This is a genomic window from Massilia sp. 05N420 (genome assembly GCF_056397205.1).
In genome coordinates this window covers 164,154-181,522 of record NZ_JBFTMX010000015.1, presented here as the reverse complement: position 1 = coordinate 181,522, position 17,369 = coordinate 164,154, and the positions used below count along the sequence as shown (strand labels likewise).

The 17,369-nt window shown below is 68.5% G+C and carries 15 protein-coding genes; 11 read left to right on the top strand and 4 right to left on the bottom strand.

From position 1 onward, the window contains the following. Positions 1-124: 124 nt before the first annotated feature. The 8 genes from AC1DIX_RS12040 to AC1DIX_RS12005 all read left to right on the top strand — a co-directional run bounded on the left by AC1DIX_RS12040 (position 125) and on the right by AC1DIX_RS12005 (position 10,098). A complete protein-coding gene (locus tag AC1DIX_RS12040; RefSeq protein ID WP_477251981.1) occupies positions 125-1,033 on the top strand; it encodes a LysR family transcriptional regulator in 909 nt (302 codons plus the stop codon). 154 nt (positions 1,034-1,187) lie between these two features. Next, positions 1,188-2,519, top strand: a complete 1,332-nt coding sequence (locus AC1DIX_RS12035) for an MFS transporter (RefSeq protein WP_477324516.1) — start codon at positions 1,188-1,190, stop codon at positions 2,517-2,519. Positions 2,520-2,531: 12 nt separating this feature from the next. Beyond that, positions 2,532-3,755: a CaiB/BaiF CoA transferase family protein gene (locus AC1DIX_RS12030; protein ID WP_477324514.1), complete on the top strand. Its 1,224-nt coding sequence runs from the start codon at positions 2,532-2,534 to the stop codon at positions 3,753-3,755. Further along, positions 3,752-4,711, top strand: a complete 960-nt coding sequence (locus AC1DIX_RS12025; RefSeq protein WP_441934976.1) for a hydroxymethylglutaryl-CoA lyase — start codon at positions 3,752-3,754, stop codon at positions 4,709-4,711. The genes AC1DIX_RS12030 and AC1DIX_RS12025 overlap by 4 nt, the downstream gene beginning before the upstream one ends. A gap of 97 nt (positions 4,712-4,808) precedes the next feature. Continuing rightward, positions 4,809-6,356 (top strand): CYTH and CHAD domain-containing protein, encoded by a 1,548-nt coding sequence (locus AC1DIX_RS12020; protein ID WP_477324512.1) that lies wholly within the window; start codon positions 4,809-4,811, stop codon positions 6,354-6,356. 217 nt (positions 6,357-6,573) lie between these two features. Then, entirely contained in the window at positions 6,574-7,410 is an 837-nt protein-coding gene (locus tag AC1DIX_RS12015; protein WP_477324510.1) for an alpha/beta fold hydrolase, read from the top strand. A gap of 72 nt (positions 7,411-7,482) precedes the next feature. Continuing rightward, complete coding sequence (locus tag AC1DIX_RS12010) at positions 7,483-9,177, top strand: acid phosphatase (protein WP_477324508.1); 1,695 nt, start codon at positions 7,483-7,485, stop codon at positions 9,175-9,177. Positions 9,178-9,294: 117 nt separating this feature from the next. Continuing rightward, entirely contained in the window at positions 9,295-10,098 is an 804-nt protein-coding gene (locus tag AC1DIX_RS12005; protein WP_441934980.1) for a DUF4142 domain-containing protein, read from the top strand. Positions 10,099-10,191: 93 nt separating this feature from the next. Here the strand turns inward: AC1DIX_RS12005 and AC1DIX_RS12000 are convergent, their stop codons facing one another. The 3 genes from AC1DIX_RS12000 to AC1DIX_RS11990 form a co-directional block, all read right to left on the bottom strand. Next, positions 10,192-10,995 carry an alpha/beta fold hydrolase gene (locus AC1DIX_RS12000; RefSeq protein WP_441934981.1) on the bottom strand — a complete coding sequence of 268 codons (804 nt, stop codon included), beginning with the start codon at positions 10,993-10,995 and terminating at the stop codon, positions 10,192-10,194. 73 nt (positions 10,996-11,068) lie between these two features. Continuing rightward, positions 11,069-11,656, bottom strand: a complete 588-nt coding sequence (locus AC1DIX_RS11995) for an FMN-binding negative transcriptional regulator (RefSeq protein WP_441934982.1) — start codon at positions 11,654-11,656, stop codon at positions 11,069-11,071. Further along, complete coding sequence (locus AC1DIX_RS11990) at positions 11,656-12,117, bottom strand: OsmC family protein (protein WP_477251972.1); 462 nt, start codon at positions 12,115-12,117, stop codon at positions 11,656-11,658. Before AC1DIX_RS11990 ends, AC1DIX_RS11995 begins: the two co-directional genes overlap by 1 nt. An 81-nt stretch (positions 12,118-12,198) precedes the next feature. On the opposite strand from AC1DIX_RS11990, the gene pdxR reads away from it, so the two are divergent. Further along, positions 12,199-13,677 carry a MocR-like pyridoxine biosynthesis transcription factor PdxR gene (gene pdxR, locus AC1DIX_RS11985; RefSeq protein ID WP_441934984.1) on the top strand — a complete coding sequence of 493 codons (1,479 nt, stop codon included), beginning with the start codon at positions 12,199-12,201 and terminating at the stop codon, positions 13,675-13,677. A gap of 112 nt (positions 13,678-13,789) precedes the next feature. Here pdxR and AC1DIX_RS11980 read toward each other — a convergent pair whose 3' ends face one another. After that, on the bottom strand, positions 13,790-14,821 hold the full coding sequence (locus AC1DIX_RS11980; RefSeq protein WP_477324505.1) for a hypothetical protein: 1,032 nt from the start codon (positions 14,819-14,821) through the stop codon (positions 13,790-13,792). Positions 14,822-15,068: 247 nt separating this feature from the next. On the opposite strand from AC1DIX_RS11980, the gene AC1DIX_RS11975 reads away from it, so the two are divergent. Beyond that, positions 15,069-15,650, top strand: coding sequence for a DNA-3-methyladenine glycosylase I (locus AC1DIX_RS11975; RefSeq protein WP_441934986.1), 582 nt, complete (start codon positions 15,069-15,071; stop codon positions 15,648-15,650). Between the two features lie 2 nt (positions 15,651-15,652). Next, positions 15,653-17,359 (top strand): FAD-dependent 5-carboxymethylaminomethyl-2-thiouridine(34) oxidoreductase MnmC1, encoded by a 1,707-nt coding sequence (mnmC1, locus tag AC1DIX_RS11970; RefSeq protein ID WP_477324503.1) that lies wholly within the window; start codon positions 15,653-15,655, stop codon positions 17,357-17,359. Positions 17,360-17,369: the final 10 nt, after the last annotated feature.

The window sequence follows — 17,369 nt, the reverse complement described above, 5'->3', positions numbered from 1 at the left end:
GGTTCTCGCTGTGGCCATGGAATCTGTGGATATGACAATGCAATCGGCAGGCTTCTATGGCCTGCGGTAACACACTCCGTGGTGGAAGGATCGATTGAACATGCGTTCAGTGTAGCATGTCGGCATGAACCTGCACCGCCTCGATCTCGTCTCGCTTTCCCTGTTCATGCACGTGGTGCGCTCCGGCAGCATCAGCAAGGGCGCGCAGCTGGCCAACCTGGCGGTCGGGGCGGCCAGCAAGCGCATTTCCGACCTCGAGGCGGCGGTCGGCGCGGGGCTGCTGGAGCGGCATTCGCGCGGTATCACCATCACCGCCGCCGGCGAGGCGCTGGCCCGCCATGCCCTGCGCATCCTCGGCGACGTCAACTTGCTGGCGGCCGAGCTGCGCGACCACGCGAACGGCATCGTCGGCGTGGCGCGCCTGTGGGCGAATACCTCGGCCATCACCCAGTTCCTGCCGGCCGACATCGCCGCCTTTGCGCGCGCCACGCCGGCGATCCGCATCGAACTGGCGGAACTCAACAGTGGCGAGATCGTGCTCGGCGTGCTCGAGGGCAGGGCCGATATCGGCATCTTTGCCGACCGCACCCCGGCCCTCGGCCTGCAGCTGATGCCCTACCGGGAGGACCGGCTGGTGCTGGTGGCACCAAGCGGGCATGCGCTGGCGCGGCGGCGCTCGCTGCGTTTCGAGGAAGCCGCCGAATTCGACTTCGTCAGCCTGTCGCAGGGCACCTCGCTGGCGCAGCGCCTGCAGGCCGAGACCGAGGCCATGGGCCAGCGCCTCAAGTTGCGGATCCAGGTGCGCAGCTTCGACGCCATGTGCCAGATGGTGGCGGCAGGACTGGGCGTGGCGGTACTGCCGGCGGATGCCGTGCGGGCGCTGGTGCGCTCGCTGAACCTGCGCCAGATCCCGCTCCAGGACGCATGGGCGCGGCGCCAGCTCTTGATTGGCGTGCGCGACCTGGAGACCCTGCCGCGCCATGCGCGGATGCTGGTCGAGCACCTCGCCGCTGCGCCCCAGCCCGGACGCTGAGTGCTCGAGCTTTCGCGAAACGCGAAAGCCGGGTTCCCGTCTTGGTCATTCCGCCATCCGGACCCGGAGTGCCAGAATCGACCCACAACACCAAAAGCGCGCCATCCCGCATGAGCGCGCCGGGTCATTCGACGACACCCTATCCGGAGACATCATGAGCAAAATCCTGTCCGCCCCCGCCGGTGCGGCCTCCGTGGCCGTTCCGGGCGAAGCGAAGATCGTGGCAAAAGTGGCATGGCGCATCATGCCGCTGATCATGGTCTGCTATCTCTTCGCCTTCTTCGACCGCATCAACATCAGTTTCGCCAAGTTCGCGCTGCAGAACAGCCTGTCGCTGTCCGACACCGCCTACGGCCTGGGCGCGGGCCTGTTCTCGGTCGGCTACGTCCTGTTCGAGGTGCCCAGCAATATGATGCTGTACAAGGTCGGGGCGCGCCGCTGGATCGCCCGCATCATGGTGTCCTGGGGCATCGCCACCGCCCTGATGGCGCTGGTACAGACCGAGTGGCAGTTCTATGTGCTGCGCTTCCTCATCGGCGCCATGGAGGCCGGCTTCGCGCCTGGCGTGCTGTATTTCCTGACGCTGTGGTTCCCGGCCGCCTACCGCGGCCGTATCACCTCGATGCTGTTCCTGGCCTCGGCCTTTTCCGGCCTGGTCGGCGCGCCTGCCGCCGGCCTGGTGCTGGGCCACATGGACGGCGCACTGGGCATGGCCGGCTGGCATTGGCTGTTTTTGGTGGGCGGCCTGCCGTGCGTGGCGCTGGGCGCCGTCGTGTTCCTGTCGCTGAAGGACAGGATCGAGGATGCGCAATGGCTCACTCCCCAGGAGCGCAGCCTGCTGGCCGCGCGCATCGCCGAGCAGAACCGCCAGATCGGCAGCCATTCGCTGCTGGGCGCGCTCAAGACGCCCGGTTTCCTGACCCTGGGCCTGGTCTACTTTCTGATCCAGGTGAGTTCCTACGGCCTGAATTTCTGGGCGCCGCACATGATCCGCAGCGCCGGCACCACCAACCCGACCATGATCGGCCTGCTCACCGCCGTGCCCTACCTGTGCGGCGCGATCGCGATGGTGCTGGTCGGCCGGATCTCGGACGCCAGCGGCGAGCGCCGAAAATTCGTGATCGGCCTGGTGCTGCTGGGCGCCGCCGGCTTCTGCTGCGCCGGCCTGTTCGACCACCAGCCGGCCCTGCTGCTGGCGGCGCTGGCCGTGATGGGCGCCGGCGTGGTAGCGTCGATCCCGGCGTTCTGGGCGTTGCCGCCCAAGCTGGTGAGCGGCGCCGGCGCGGCGGGCGGCATCGCACTGATCAACACGCTGGGCCAGCTGGGCGGCATCGTCAGCCCGGTGATGGTCGGGCGCATCAAGGACGTCACCGGCAGCACCACGCCGGCGCTGTATGCGATCGCCGGCCTGAGCCTGGTGTGCGCGGCCATCCTGGCCTTCGGCATGCCCGAGCGGCTGCGCCGGCGCGAACAATCCGAACATTGAAGGGGCAAGCACATGACGGCATCGAACATGATCCACGCGAATTTTTCCGACCAGGCGCTGAAGGGCGTGCGCGTGATCGAGATGGGACAACTGATCGCCGGGCCCTTCGCCGGCAAGACGCTGGGCGAATTCGGCGCCGACGTGATCAAGATCGAGGCGCCGGGCGCCGGCGACCCGCTGCGCAACTGGCGCATGATGAAGGACGGGACCTCGGTGTGGTGGCAGGTCCAGTCGCGCAACAAGCGCTCGCTCGCGCTCGACCTGCGCAGCGAAGAGGGGCAGGAGATCGCGCGCAAGCTGATCGCGGAGGCCGACGTGCTGGTCGAGAACTTCCGCCCCGGCACCCTGGAAAGCTGGGGCATGGGCTGGGATGTGCTGTCCGGACTGAATCCGGGCCTGGTCATGCTGCGCATTTCCGGCTATGGTCAGACCGGTCCCTACCGCGACTTGCCGGGCTTCGGCGCGATCGGCGAGGCGATGGGCGGCCTGCGCCACCTGACCGGCGAACCGGGCCGCGTGCCGGTGCGCTGCGGGATTTCGATCGGCGACACCCTGGCCGCCCTGCACGGCACCATCGGCGTGCTGACCGCGCTGTATCACCGCAAGGTCAACGGCGGACGCGGCCAGGTGATCGACGTCGCCCTGCACGAAGCCGTGTTCAACGTGATGGAAAGCCTGATCCCCGAATACAGCGCCTTCGGCGCGGTGCGCGAGGCGGCGGGCAGCGCCTTGCCGGGCATCGCCCCGTCCAACGCCTACCGCTGCAATGACGGCTACGTACTCGTGGCCGGCAACGGCGACAGCATCTTCAAGCGCCTGATGGCGGCGATCGGCCGCCCCGACCTCGCCGAAGCGCCGGACCTGGCGAACAATGCCGGCCGCGTCGCCAGGGTGGCCGAGATCGATGCCGCCATCGGTGTCTGGACCGCGACCCGCGGCGTGGCCGAAGTGCTCGAGGTCCTGAATGGGGCCCGGGTCCCGGCCGGCAAGGTCTATACCGTGCAGGACATCGCCGAAGACCCGCATTACCGTGCGCGCGACATGATCCTGACCCAGCAGACGCGCGAGGGCTACCAGGTCGAGGTGCCGGGCATCGTGCCCAAGCTGATGGGCACGCCGGGCGCGGTGCGTTCGGCCGCGCCGCGCCTGGGCGAGGACACCGACGCGGTATTGCGCGAGATCGGCCTCACCGAAGAGCAGATCGCGGCGCTGCGCGAGCGCAAGGTGGTGGCATGAATGCGAACATGAATGCGTGGAGCGGCAAGGGCCGCCGCATCCACATCCAGGAAGTCGGCCTGCGCGACGGCCTGCAGGCCGAAACACGCTTCGTGCCGACGCTAGAGAAGATCGCACTGGCCGATGCGCTCTCGAAGACCGGCCTGGCCAAACTGGAAGCCAGTTCCTTCGTGTCGCCGAAAGCGGTGCCGGTGCTGGCCGATGCGGTCGAGGTGTTCGAGGGGATCGCCCGTCGGCCTGGCGTCGTCTACAGCGCCCTGGTGCCCAACCTGCGCGGCGCCGAACGCGCCATCGCCGCCGGCGTCGACGAGATGAACCTGGTGATGTCGGCCAGCGAAAGCCACAACCTGAGCAACCTGCGCATGACACGCGCGCAGTCCTTCGCCGGCTTGCGGGACGTGGCGGCGCTGGCGCAAGCGCATGGCGTACGCGTCAACATCTCGCTGTCCTGCAGCTTCGGCTGCCCGATGGAAGGGGAAGTGGCGCAGGAGGCGGTACTGGACTGGTGCGCGCGCTTCGTCGACGAGCTGCAGGTGCAGGGCATCACCCTGTGCGATACGACCGGCATGGCCTATCCGACCCAGGTGCGTGAACTGACCGGAAAAGTGCGGGAACGCTGGCCCGGTCTCGAGCTGACCCTGCACTTCCATAACACGCGCGGGATGGGCCTGGCGAATGTGCTGGCCGGGATCGATGCCGGCGCCGAGCGCTTCGACGCGTCGCTGGGCGGCATCGGCGGCTGCCCCTACGCACCGGGCGCCACCGGCAACGTCTGCACCGAGGAAATCGTGCACGCGCTTGAACTGATGGGCTACGATACCGGCGTCGACCTGGCCCTGCTGCTGCAGGCTGCGCGGCGCCTGCAGGAACTGCTGGGCCACGAGCTGCCCAGCCAGATCGTCAAGGCCGGCCGGCGCCTGGACCTTCATTCCTTGCCTGCCGGAATCTCCGTCTGACCTCCTCCTGACATGCGAGCCCGTTGCCATGGCGGGGCGACCGGTGTGCCCGTCTCGCACCGAAAGCGCTACAGTAACGCTGTCAGGAGGACAAACGATGGAATGCGAAATCAAGCTGGCCCTCGATAACGCCAGCGTCAGCCAGGTCAGGAAGATCCCGCTGCTGCGCCCCCGGGGCGGCAACAAGCCGGAAGAGCGCGAACACGTCGACCGCTATTTCGACACCGCCGACTTCACGCTGTGGCAGCACGGTTTCGCACTGCGGGTGCGCAGCGAGGGTACGCGCCACGTGCAGACGCTGAAGGGCGGCGGCACGGTGGTCGCCGGCCTGCACCGGCGCGTCGAGCTGGAAGCCGAGGTGCCGTCGGCCGAGCCGGACCGCGAGCTGTTCGCGCGCCAGCTGCGCGACGCCGTGCCGGCCCTGGCCAAACAGCTCGGCCGGCATGAGCTGGCGCTCGAGCCGGTGTTCGTCAACAAGGTCAAGCGCGCCGCCTGGTTGCTGGAACTGGACGATGGCGTGCAGGTCGAATGCGCCCTCGATACCGGCGAGCTGCAGCGCGGCGACCGTACGGTGCCGGTGCGCGAACTGGAACTCGAAATGAAGGAGGGCGACCCCGCGCGCCTGTACGACCTGGCGCGCCAGGTGCACGAGGCGGTGCCGGTGCGGATCGAGAACGTCAGCAAGGCAGAGCGCGGCTATGCGCTGGCTGGCGGCGTGACGCCGCACGCCGTGAAGGCGGGCGCGGTGGCGCTCAGGCGCAAGGCCAGCCTGGGCGAGGCCCTGGGCGGCATCCTGCAGAACTGCCTGGCGCAGATGCAGGCCAACGAGCAAGGCCTGCTGGCGGGCGAGGTCGAGAGCCTGCACCAGATGCGCGTCGGCCTGCGCCGCCTGCGCGCGGCGATGGCGATGGTGAAGGACATGGTGCAGCTGCCGGCGCCGCTGGCGGCCGACGTCGAATGGCTGGCGGGCGAGCTGGGCGACGCCCGCAACTGGGACGTCTTCATCGAATCGCTGCTGCCCGGCCTGCCGCTGCCGGAAGAACACAAGCCGGCGCTGGCGCGGGTCGCGGTGGCGGCGCGCGAAGAAGCGGAGCGGCATCGCGCCCGCGTGCGCGCGGCGGTCGGCAGCCCGCGCTATACGGGCCTGATGCTGGGGCTGGGCGCATGGATTGCCGGTCAGGGATGGAAGCAAAGTGGGCGCCAGGCCGATCCGCGCCCCGGGGATGCGCCGGCCGATGCGCTGGAACAGAAGGTGAGCAAGGCCGCGCCGCGCCTGGTGCAGCATGCCGCCGCGCGCGTGCGCAAGCGTGCCCGCGTGATCGACCTGAAGCACCCGGAAACCCTGCACAAGGTGCGCATCGCCGCCAAGAAGGAGCGCTATGCGCGCGAGTTCTTCGAAGCGCTCAGCCACGGCAGGAAGGAAGTGCGCCGCCACGATCTGCTGTCCGACATGCAGGATGAGCTGGGGCTGCTGAACGATGGCGTGGTCGCGCGCGAACTGGTCGCCCAGTTGCGCGAACGGGTGCCGCAGGAGATTGCGCTGCTCGGCTTCATCGAAGGCGTGCTGGCCGAGCGCGCCGTGGAAAACCTGCCGCGCGCCGGCAAGCACGTGCGCCGCAAGCTGCGCGCGCGGGCGGGCTTCTGAGACGATACGTTGAATTGGTGCCGGTATATTTCCCGACCGCCGGCGCCGGTAGGGCGGCAGGGCCGCCGTGCTCTTTTCCCAGGAGCGATGCGTATTCTGGCCCTGAAATGTGACAGGCGTTTGACGCAATCGACCTCCCGGTCTTCATGCGTGATGAATTGACGTCTTGCAACCCGCGTCTTACATTCGACAGAATTCTTGCGCGAAAGGATCGTCGATGAAGACACTGCTGGCCGGCTTGCTTTTCACCCTGTCGCTGCATGCCGTGGCCGCTGAAGCGCCGGGCGAACAGTTCGCCCAGGTCGGCCCCAACCGCCTGGCTTGGGAATGCCGCGGCGAAGGCGGCAAGACGGTGGTGCTGATCGCCGGCATGGGACTCGATGCCCACGCGACTTACAAGAATACCTTCCGCAATTTCTCGGTGCCGGGTTACCGGGTCTGCCTGTACGACCGCGCCGGCGTCGGCAAGAGCACGCCGCAGAACGCGCCCCGTCCCATGCGCGCGCTCACGGACGAGCTCGACGGCCTGATCCGCGAGCGCGGCTGGCGCGACGTGGTGCTGGTCGCCCACTCCTTCGGCGGCATGATCGCCCGCGCTTATGTGCAGGCGCATCCGGATACCGTCAAGGGCATCGTCTTCGTCGACAGCGTGCACGAATCCTGGTACCCGGCCATGAAGCGGACGATGTCGCCGGACGGCTGGCGCATCATGGACATGGTCATCAGCTGGGAACGGGACAAGAATTCCCACGAAGATTACGTCGAGGCGATACAGGCCCTGGCCGGCGCCCGCACGCTGGACCTGCCGGTGACGGTGCTCAGCCGCGGCCTGCCGTACACGAATATCCGCCAGGCGAAGATGAGCTACGACGACGTCGACGCCTTCAACACGACCTGGGACGCCGCCCAGTTCGAGCTGGCGAAAGTGTCTACCGACACCCGCCACGTGCGCATGCGCTACACGGCCCATCTGTTCGACGAACAGGACCCCTGGCTGGTGCTCGACGAGATCGGCCTGCTGCTGAAACGTGTCGAGGCACGCGCGCGTCAATAGTCGGTATTGCCGCTGAGATCTTTTCCACCTGGCAAAAAACGCCCATAATCGGTGTTTTCGCGGGCCGACCCGATGCCCGTCCAGGAGAGAACCGTGCAAGAAAAGCATCACGACCACGAGCAGCCGGAAGCCGGCCAGCCCGCCAATCCTTCGCGCCGCAAGATCTTCCAGGCGGCTGCGGCGGTCGGCCTGTCGACCACCCTGCCGGCCGCCAGCGAAGCGGCCACGAAAACGGCGAAGGCCCACAAGCCCGTCAAGGGCTCGCTCGACGCCAAGCTGAAGGAACACGTCAAGAACGTGGTCGTGATCTATCTCGAGAACCGCAGCTTCAACAACCTGTTCGCCGATTTCCCCGGCCTGGCCCAGCCCCTCGCCAGCCTGCCCGCGTCCGCCACCGCGCAGAAGGACCGCGACGGCTCGGTGCTGCCGGAACTGCCGAAGATCTGGGGCGGCATGGTGCCGGCGCGCCAGAACCTGGGCGGCAAGGATTACATCATCAAGGAAGACGATATCCAGCACCTGCCCAACGCGCCGTTCGCACTCGCCGATGCGCAAGGCAAGCCGCTGCCGGAAGGGCTGGTCACGCGCGATCTGACCCACCAGTTCTATCACAACCAGATGCAGATCAAYGGCGGCAAGAACGACGGTTTCGTCGCCTGGGGCGACAGCGGCGCGATGGTGATGGGCCATTACGGCGAGACCTCGAAGAACCTGGGCCTGTATCAGATTGCGCGCGAGTTCACGCTGTGCGACAACTTCTTCATGGCGGCCTTCGGCGGTTCCTACCTGAACCACCAGTTCCTGATCAGCGGCCGCACGCCGGAATTCTTCAACGCCGCCGAGACCCCGGCGAAGAAGAAGATCGCGGTGCTCGAAGACGGTCCGCAGGGCATGCGCCTGGCGGTGGCGCCGGACTCGCCGAAGTCGGCTTTGGACGGCAAGCCGAAATTCGTCAACCATGGCGCCATCACGCCGGACGGCTATGCGGTCAACACCATGGCCCCGCCTTACCAGCCGAGCTGGGTGCGTCCGGCGCCGGGCGGCGATGCGAACGCGGCCGACCCGATGGATGCTTCGGTGCTGCCGCCGCAAAGCTACGACACGATYGGCGACCTGCTGTCCCGGCGTTCCATCAGCTGGGCCTGGTACGGCGGCGCCTGGCAGGCGGCGCTGGACGGCCGCGGCGAAGGTTCGCGCCCGAACTTCCAGCACCATCATCAGCCCTTCAATTACTTCAAGCAATTTGCGCCAGGTACGGCCGCGCGCGAACAACACCTGCGCGACGGCGGCCTGGGCGACAGCCCGATATCGAACAAGTTCATCGCCGACGCGGTGGCCGGCCGCCTGCCTGCCGTGGCCTTCTACAAGCCGCAGGGCAACCTGAACCTGCATGCCGGCTACTCGGACATCGAATCGGGCGACGCCCACGTCGCCAACGTGATCGAGCACCTCAAGAAATCGCCGCAGTGGAACAATATGGTGGTGGTCATCACCTTCGACGAGAACGGCGGCTGGTGGGACCACGTGGCGCCGCCCAAGGGCGACCGCTGGGGGCCGGGTTCGCGCATTCCGGCCATCGTCGTCTCGCCGTTCGCGAAGAAGGGCGCCGTCGATCACAACTTCTACGACACGACCTCGGTCCTGCGCTTCATCTCCCGCCTGCACGGTCTGCCACTGCTGGAAGGCCTGGCCGCGCGTAACGCCGCCTTCGAGTCGCGCGGCGCGCGTCCGCCGGGCGACCTGACGGCGGCGCTCAGCTTCCGCTGATCGCAAATTTCCTATGGGCTAACGCGCGCTGTGCGGTAAAGCACGGCGATACACTTTGTGCCACCGTTGTCATTTGAACACGGGTCAAACTTCACCATAAGAGATCAGGAGAACGACATGCACAAGAATAAAACCTTGAAGGGACTGCTGGCCGTGTCGGCAGTGGCAGCCATGTTCGGCGCAGTCGGCGTCCACGCCCAGACCTCGGTCGGCTCCAGCCCGTCCCAGACCGGCACCAGTTCCACCAACCCCAACCAGGCCGGCAAGACGACCAAGGAAGGGACGATGGACAACAGCAACAGCACCGGCATGGAAAACCGCGCCAAGCAGTCGACCAAGAGCATGGGCAGCTCGAGCAGCTCGACCTCGAAGTCGTCCGGCATGCATTCCTCGGGTTCCAGCAGCAGCGGCATGAGCGCGTCGGGCGCCAGCGGCGCCGCAGGTGCGACGGCTTCGGGCGCCAAACTGAGCGCAGGCGACACGAAGATCCTCAAGGACATCGCGATGGCCGACATGGCCGAAGTCGCGGGCGGCAAGCTGGCCCAGAGCAAGGGCCAGAGCAGCGAAGTGAAAGCCTTCGGCCAGCAGATGATCGACGATCACACCGCCAACCTGAACGAAGTGAAAACCCTGGCCGACGCCCGCGGCGTGACCCTGCCGAGCGAACCGGACGCCAAGCACAAGGCCATGGCCGCCAAGCTGGAAAAGATGAGCGGCGCCGACTTCGACAAGGCCTACATGAAGCAGGCCGGGGTGCAGGACCACAAGACCGTCCACGCCAAGCTGATGGCCGACGCCAAGAAGGCCAAGGATGCGGAAGTGAAGGCCCTGGTCGAGAAGACCGAACCGGTGGTGGCGCAGCATTTGAAGTCGGCTGAGCAGATGAATACGGCTAAGACGGGTACGACTGCTGGGAAGTAATCTTCACAAACGTCGCCCCATAGCTTGTGAACATCGTCCCCGCCTTCGCGGGGACGATGTTTTTAGGCGCCGGGCAGGCTCGCATTCACATCGTCAGCGCAGGGTCTGCGCGAGGAAGGCGTCGATCGCGCGCGAACTCTCGGTGGGCGCGCTCATGTGCGGGCAATGGCCGACGTTGCGGATCACGCGCAGGGTGCTGGCCGGCAGGTGGCGATGCAGCCAGTCGCCGACCACGCTCGGTGCGATCAGGTCGTCGCTGCATTGCAGGATCAGGGCCGGCACCGTCGAGCGCGGGACGTCGGCGCGGTGGTCCGAGAGGAAGGTGACGCGGCCGAAGTGGCGGGCGATCGCGGGATCGTTGCGGCAGAAGCGCTCGGTGAGTTCGTCGCGCAGCTGCGGCTGGTTGGGCGCGCCCATGATCATCGGCGCCACGCTGCGCGACCAGCCGAGGTAGTTGGCGTCCATGGTTTCGAGCAGCTCGTCGATGTCGGAGCGGCTGAAGCCGCCCACGTAGTCGCCGTCGTTGATGAAGCAGGGCGAGGGCCCGACCATGACCTGGGCGGCAAAGCGCTGCGGCGCGGCGATCGCGGCCAGCATGCCGATGGTGGCGCCGACCGAATGCCCGACGATCACCACCGGTCCGCCGGCGACGCTGTCGACAATCTCCAGCAGGTCGGCGGCGTGGCCGTGCAGGCTGCCGTACTTGCTGCGGTCGTAGGCGGAAAGCTCGGACTGGCCGCAGCCGGTCAGATCGTAGGTGACCACGCGGAAGCGATCCTCGTAGGCCGGCGCCAGGAAGCGCCACATGGTCTGGTCGCAGCCGTAGCCGTGGATGAACACCATGGTGGAGGCGCCTTTGCCGGAGACATGGACATGATTGCGGCTTTGTATGGACATGGACTCTTCGCTCCCAGGTGCATCCCCATTGTGCGCTGCAATCCGCCGCAATGTCCAGTAAAGATTGGGATGTTCAGGGCGCCATGCCGGTCGCATGGGCGATGCGCATGCGCTCCTCTTCGCCGCGGTTCTGGCTGGCTTTCCACTTGCCCTGCAGGCCGTCGATGACGATCTCGATGCCGACCGTCGCCCGCACCAGCTTGTCGATATAGTCGCGCGGCGCATCGTCGACGGCCCAGCCGCGGCCTTGCCGGTGCTCCTGGCGCTGCGTCATGCGGCGCATGTGGGCCAGCAGCCATTCGGTGTCGTCGATGGTGCGCAGCCGCCCGTGCGCATGCACGACCGCGTAGTTCCAGGTCGGGACCACGCGTCCGTCGATGGCCTTCGCATCGTAGAGTTCGGGCGAGACGTAGCCGGATGCTCCCTGGAAGATCGCCAGCACCGGCGCGCCGTCCTGGCGCCACAGCGGGTTCGCGCGCGCCACGTGGGCGCGCAGGATGCCGCGGGGTGCTTCGCCGGATGCCGGCACCAGCTCGAAGGGGATGTGGTCGGCGGCCAGGCCATCCTCGCCGAGGCGCACCAGGGCGCCCAGCGGATGGGCGTCGATCAGGCCGTGCAGGACCTCGATGCGCTCTTCGCGGAAGTGGGAAGGCAGGTACATCAGCCTTCTCCCTCGACCACGACCTCGCCGCGCAGCGAGCTGGCGATGTAGCAGCGGGCGTGCGCCTCGTGGTGCAGGGCGGCCAGCACGGCGGCATCCGGCGGCCCGCCGGCGAAGGCGATGCGCGGGCGCAGCACGATGCGGGTCATTGCCAGCCGGCCCAGCTCGTCGCTGCCGAGGAAGCCGGTGGCATCGTCGCGGTAGCTGTCGACCACCAGGCCGCGCGCTGCCGCCAGCGACAGGAAGAACAGCATGTGGCAGCTGCTGGCGGCGGCCACCAGCGCCTCTTCCGGATCGACCGCGGCCGCATCGGACATCGGCAGCGGCACAGACAAAGGCGAGGACGAGGCAGGCACCGACAGGCCGCCGTCGAAGGTCCAGGTATGCGCGCGGCTGTAGCGCTGGTCGGTGAAGGCCTGGGCACCGCGTTCCCAGGACAGGCTGGCATCGAATGTTTTCATGCCTCCATCTTAGGATGGCAAGTGGCTTGCCGAAATAACCAATAAGGACGAAGATGGGCGTACCAATTTTTTGAGATGCCCATGCACGTCCACGCCATCCTCGCCGCCATTCCGCTCGAGCGCGATGCGGCCACGCCGCTGTTCCGCCAGCTGTATCTGCGGATGAAGGAAGCGATCCTGTCTGGCGCGGTACAGCCCACGGTGCGGCTGCCCGCCACCCGCGAACTGGGCCGGCTATTGAAGGTCTCGCGCCAGACGGTGCTGGCCGCCTACGAGCAGCTGATGGCCGAGGGCTACCTGGAAGGGGCGGTGGGGAAGGGAACGTTCGTGAGCGCCTCGCTGCCGGCGGCGGCACGCCGGAGCGCGCCGCCGGACGCCGCGCCGCCGCTGGTGCGACCGCTGTCCGCGCGGGGCGAAGCGATGGCCTCGGCGATGGCGCGCGTACGCCACCACGACGGGCCCTTGCGCACCTTCCGCATGAGCATGCCGGGCCTGGACCTGTTCCCCTTCGAGGTCTGGCGCAAGCTCGAGGCGCGCCACTGGCGCCGCCGCGAAGTCCCGCTGGGCTATGGCGGCGCGGCCGGCCATCCGCCGCTGCGCGAACTGCTGTGCGCCTACCTGAAAGCCTCGCGCGGGGTGCGCTGCATGCCGGAGCAGATCGTCATCACCAACGGTTCGCAGCAGGCCCTGTATCTGCTGGCCCAGCTGCTGCTGGCGCCGGGCGAGGGCGTCTGGCTGGAGTCGCCCGGCTACCAGGGCGCGCTGGCGCCGTTCGCGGTGGCCGGCGCGAAGATTTGCCCGGTGCCGGTCGATGCCGAAGGCATGGACGTCGCCTACGCCGCGGCCCGCTATCCGGATGCGCGCATGGCCTTCGCCACGCCCTCGCACCAGCTGCCGCTGGGCGCCACCATGAGCCTGGCGCGGCGCCTGGAGCTGCTGCGCTGGGCCGAGGCCAAGCGCGCCTGGATCGTCGAGGACGACTACGACAGCGAGTACCGCTATACCGGCCCGCCGCTGGCCTCGCTGCAGGGCCTCGACCGCGCGAACTGCGTGATCTACGTCGGCACCCTGTCGAAAGTGCTGTTTCCGGGACTGCGCCTGGGCTACGTGGTGGCGCCGCCGGCGCTGGCGGCGCCGCTGGCGCGCGCCAAGGCGGTGGTCGACCGCCACAGCCCCATCGTGCCGCAGGCGGTGCTGGCCGACTTCATCCAGGAAGGACACTTCGCGCGCCATATCCGGCGCACCCGCGATGCCTACGGCGAGCGGCGCATCGCCATGCTGGAGGCGCTGGACAGCCGCATGCGGGGGCTACTGGCCTGCGGTCCGTCGGATGCCGGCCTGGATTTGTGCGTGGGGCTCATGAATGGTCTCGGCGAGGAGGAAGCCGTCGCCCGCGCATCCGCCGCCGGGGTCGATGTGCGGTCCCTGTCCTACTACGTGAACCCGGCCGCCGGCCCGGACTGCGCGGTGCCGCCGGGGATGCTGCTGGGCTTTTCGGCCTTCACGCCGGCCCAGATCCGCGCCGGGGTGAGGCGGCTGGAGCAGGCGCTGTCCGCCTGATCATTGGTGGGGTGACGATGGCGGCACTGGCGCTGTGTGCGCTGCTGGCCATACTGGCGCTGGTGGCGATTGCGTGGGCGGGCTTGCCCTAGTTACTGGTAAGCGGCTGCGCCTAGCGTGAACGGCGGCGCAGGCGGCGCTGCAGGAAAAGGGCAGCGCCGGCCATGCCGCTCAGCCACAGGCTGCCCGGCTCGGGCAAGGGATGGTCCTTGGGCGGATTGTCGCGGCCCGGCAGTGGATTGGAACCCGGATCGGGACGTGGATCGGTAACCGGATCGGGACCCGGGGGCGGCTCGGCCGGCTTGCCGCCGGAGCCGCCCGTGCCGCCTCCGCTGCCGCCGCTGCCGCCCGCGCTTTCGCCATCGGAACCGGCCGGCGCCGTATCGCCGGTGTTGTGACTGCCGAGACCCCCGGTCGCGATGCCGCCGCCGCTGGTCGATCCGCCGGACGTGTTCCCCGCGCCGCCGTTCGCCGCGCCGCCGTTGCCGCCGTTCGGTGTCCTGCCGCCGAGGCCGGAAGCCGAATTCGCCAGCATGGCGAGCATGGTATTCCTGCGCCCGGTGTCGGCCAGGGAATCGAGATAGCCCGCGCCGCCGCCGGCGACGCCGGCCTGGGCGAAGCGGGCCTGCGCCTGGGCGGCTGTCAGCAGGCCGGCCCCGTTCGCGAAGGATTGCGCCACGAAGGACTGGCCTTCACCCCCGTCCTCGTCCGGATCGAAGGCGATCTCGCGCAGCGCACCGTCCCCGGCCGCCTGGGCTTGCTCGACCGGGGTGTCGAGTTCCTGCTCGGACGGGCCCTTGACCTCGACCGGCAGCTGGGGCATGTCCGAAATGCGGTTGCCGCAGCGCGCGCGGATATCGCTCCGGCCGTCGGACAGCACGGCCTCGCCCTCGGCCAGTATCACCTTCTTCGCGGTCCAGTACACCTGGTCGCCCTTGCGGTAGGACACGTACACGGCGCGCGCCTTCGGCACCGTGCGCAGCTCTGCCTTGTCGGTGTCGAATCCCGCGTAATGCGCGGCCACGGTCTTGTCGGCGAGGACGGCGCGAGCCAGCTCGGTGCGGCTGGTCACGCCGCCGGGGACGATCGAATACGGATACACATGCCGCGCCGGTGCCGGCGCGGCCTGGGCGGCAACGCGCAACGGCGCCGGCGCCGCCTGCACGGCCGGCGTGAGCGCTGCCGCGCGGCTGCTTCATGGTTTGCCGCAGGTAGGCTCGACGGCTGTGCATGTCCGGAGGTTAAAGTAGGAGAGATCCTACAGGGTAACTGTTTGCAATTAACAATTCCATATTCTTTAAGAAATTCCTGTTTCAATGTAGACATTTTGATACAAGAAGGCGCTGGCAGCTTCCCATTCATCGAGCGTCCGCCGGGTTTATACTTCCGATATGGATACCACCCGCTGCACCTGGGCCAATATGGCCAATCCGCGCTACATCGCCTATCACGATCACGAGTGGGGCGTGCCCTGCCATGACGAGACCACGCTGTTCGAGATGCTGAATCTCGAAGGGGCGCAGGCCGGCCTGTCCTGGGAGACGATCCTGAACAAGCGCGACAGCTACCGCAGCGCCTTCGACGGCTGGGACGCCGCCAAGATCGCCCGCTACGACGACGCCAAGGTGGCCGAGCTGCTGGCCAATCCCGGCATTGTGCGCAACCGCCTGAAGGTCGCGGCCGCCATCAACAATGCGAAGGCCTACCTGGCCATGCGCGAGCAGGGGCTGACGCTCGACCGCTACCTGTGGACCTTCGTCGACCATCAAGCGATCGTCAACGACTGGCCGGACGGCGCACGGCCGGCGCGCACCGAACTGTCCGACCGCATTTCGAAGGACCTCGGCAAGCGCGGCTTCAAGTTCGTCGGCTCGACCATCGTCTACGCCTACATGCAGGGGATCGGCATGGTGGACGACCACGACCGCGGCTGCATGTGCCGCCAACGCAGCGGGGCCCACGGCAGGAGCTGAACATGGACTACCGGGATGCATGGTGCACCCAGGCGCACTATACGGTCTTCGACAGCGACTATGGCGACGGCGCCTCGTTCCGGGTGCTCGCCGACGTCTGGCGCACCGATCCGCACCGCTCGCCGCACCTGCACGTGATCGCCCTGTGCACGCAATCGGAGCCCGACTGCCTGCTGCCGGGCTTCCACCGCATTCCCCAGCCCGAGCCCGGCCTGACGCTGGACCTGCTGAATGCCCCCATCGATACGGCCCTCGGCCAGCTGGCGGCGCGGGTCGACCTGTTCCGCCTGCACGGCATCGAGAACGCCGGCGCGGAGTTTGCGCGCGCGCTGGCGCGGGTGGCCGCGCCCCAGGCCCGCCTGCTGGGCCAGGGCCTGACGGCTGAGCAGGTGGCCGCGCTGGAAGTCCAGGGCTTCGTGTTCGAGCCCTGCAGCGAAGCGGACCGGCTGGCCGGCAAGCAGAAGGCGCGCTTCGCCAGCCGCAAGCCGCGGCCGCCGCAGCCGCCGGCGCCGGAGCGGCGCGCCATCGTGCTCGGCGCCGGCATCGCCGGCTCCGCCGCCTGCGAGCGCCTGTGCGCGCGCGGCTGGGAAGTGACCCTGGTCGAGCGCCACGAGAAGCCCGCCATGGAAGCCTCCGGCAACCGCGCCGGCATCTTCATGCCGCTGGTCTCGCGCGACGACAACATACCGACCCGCCTGACCCGCGCCGCCTACCTGTACGCGCTGCGCCACTGGGAGCGCCTGGGCGGCATCGGTCCCGRCCGCAGCATCGAAGGCGATGCCTGCGGCGTGCTGCAGCTGGCGCGCGATCCCGGCCACGCCGAGGTGCAGCGCGCCATCGCCGCCAGCGGCGCGTTGCCGGCCGGCTTTGCCGAATGGCTCGAGCAGCCGCAGGCCGAGGCCCTGCTGGGCTTGCCCGCACCGGATGGCGGCTGGCTGTTCCGCCAGGGCGGCTGGGCCCGGCCCGGCAGCGTCTGCGAAGCCATGCTGGCGGCCTGCGGCGGACGGCTGCAGCAGCGCTTTGGCGTCGGCAACGTGCGCATTGCCCGCGAGGACGGGCACTGGCTGGTGCATGACGAGCAGGGCGCCTTGGTGGCGCGCGCGCCCAACCTGATCCTGGCCAACGGCGCCGGCGCGATCCAGCTTCCGCATGCAGCGCCGCTGCCGCTGACGACCATGCGCGGCCAGGTCAGCCACCTGCCGGCGGACATGCTGCCGGCCCTGCCGGTGGTGCTGTGCCGCGAAGCCTACCTGACCCCGCCGTCGAACGGCGTCGTCAGCGCCGGTGCCACCTACGACCTCGACGACAATCCCGAACTCTCGCCCGCCAGCCACGAGGAAAACCTGGAACGCCTGCGCGGCCTGCTGTCCGATCCGCAGGCGGCGCAGGGCGCGCCGCTGCAGGGCCGGGTCGGCTTCCGCTGCATCGCCCCGGACCGCCTGCCGCTGGTCGGCCGCGTGCCGGACTTTGACGCGGCCGGCAGTACCGAACGCCTGCGCGACGTGCCGCGCCACCCCGGCCTGTACGCGCTGCTGGGCTATGCCTCGCGCGGCCTGATCTGGGCCGGCTGGGCCGCCGAGCTGCTCGCCGCCCAGCTCGAAGGCGAGCCCCTGCCGCTGGAATCGGCGCTGGTCGACGCCCTCGATCCGGCCCGTTTCGTGTTGCGCGCGCGCCGCACCAGCCGGGGGCCACAGGCCGAGGAGAGTTGATTTCCTGTAA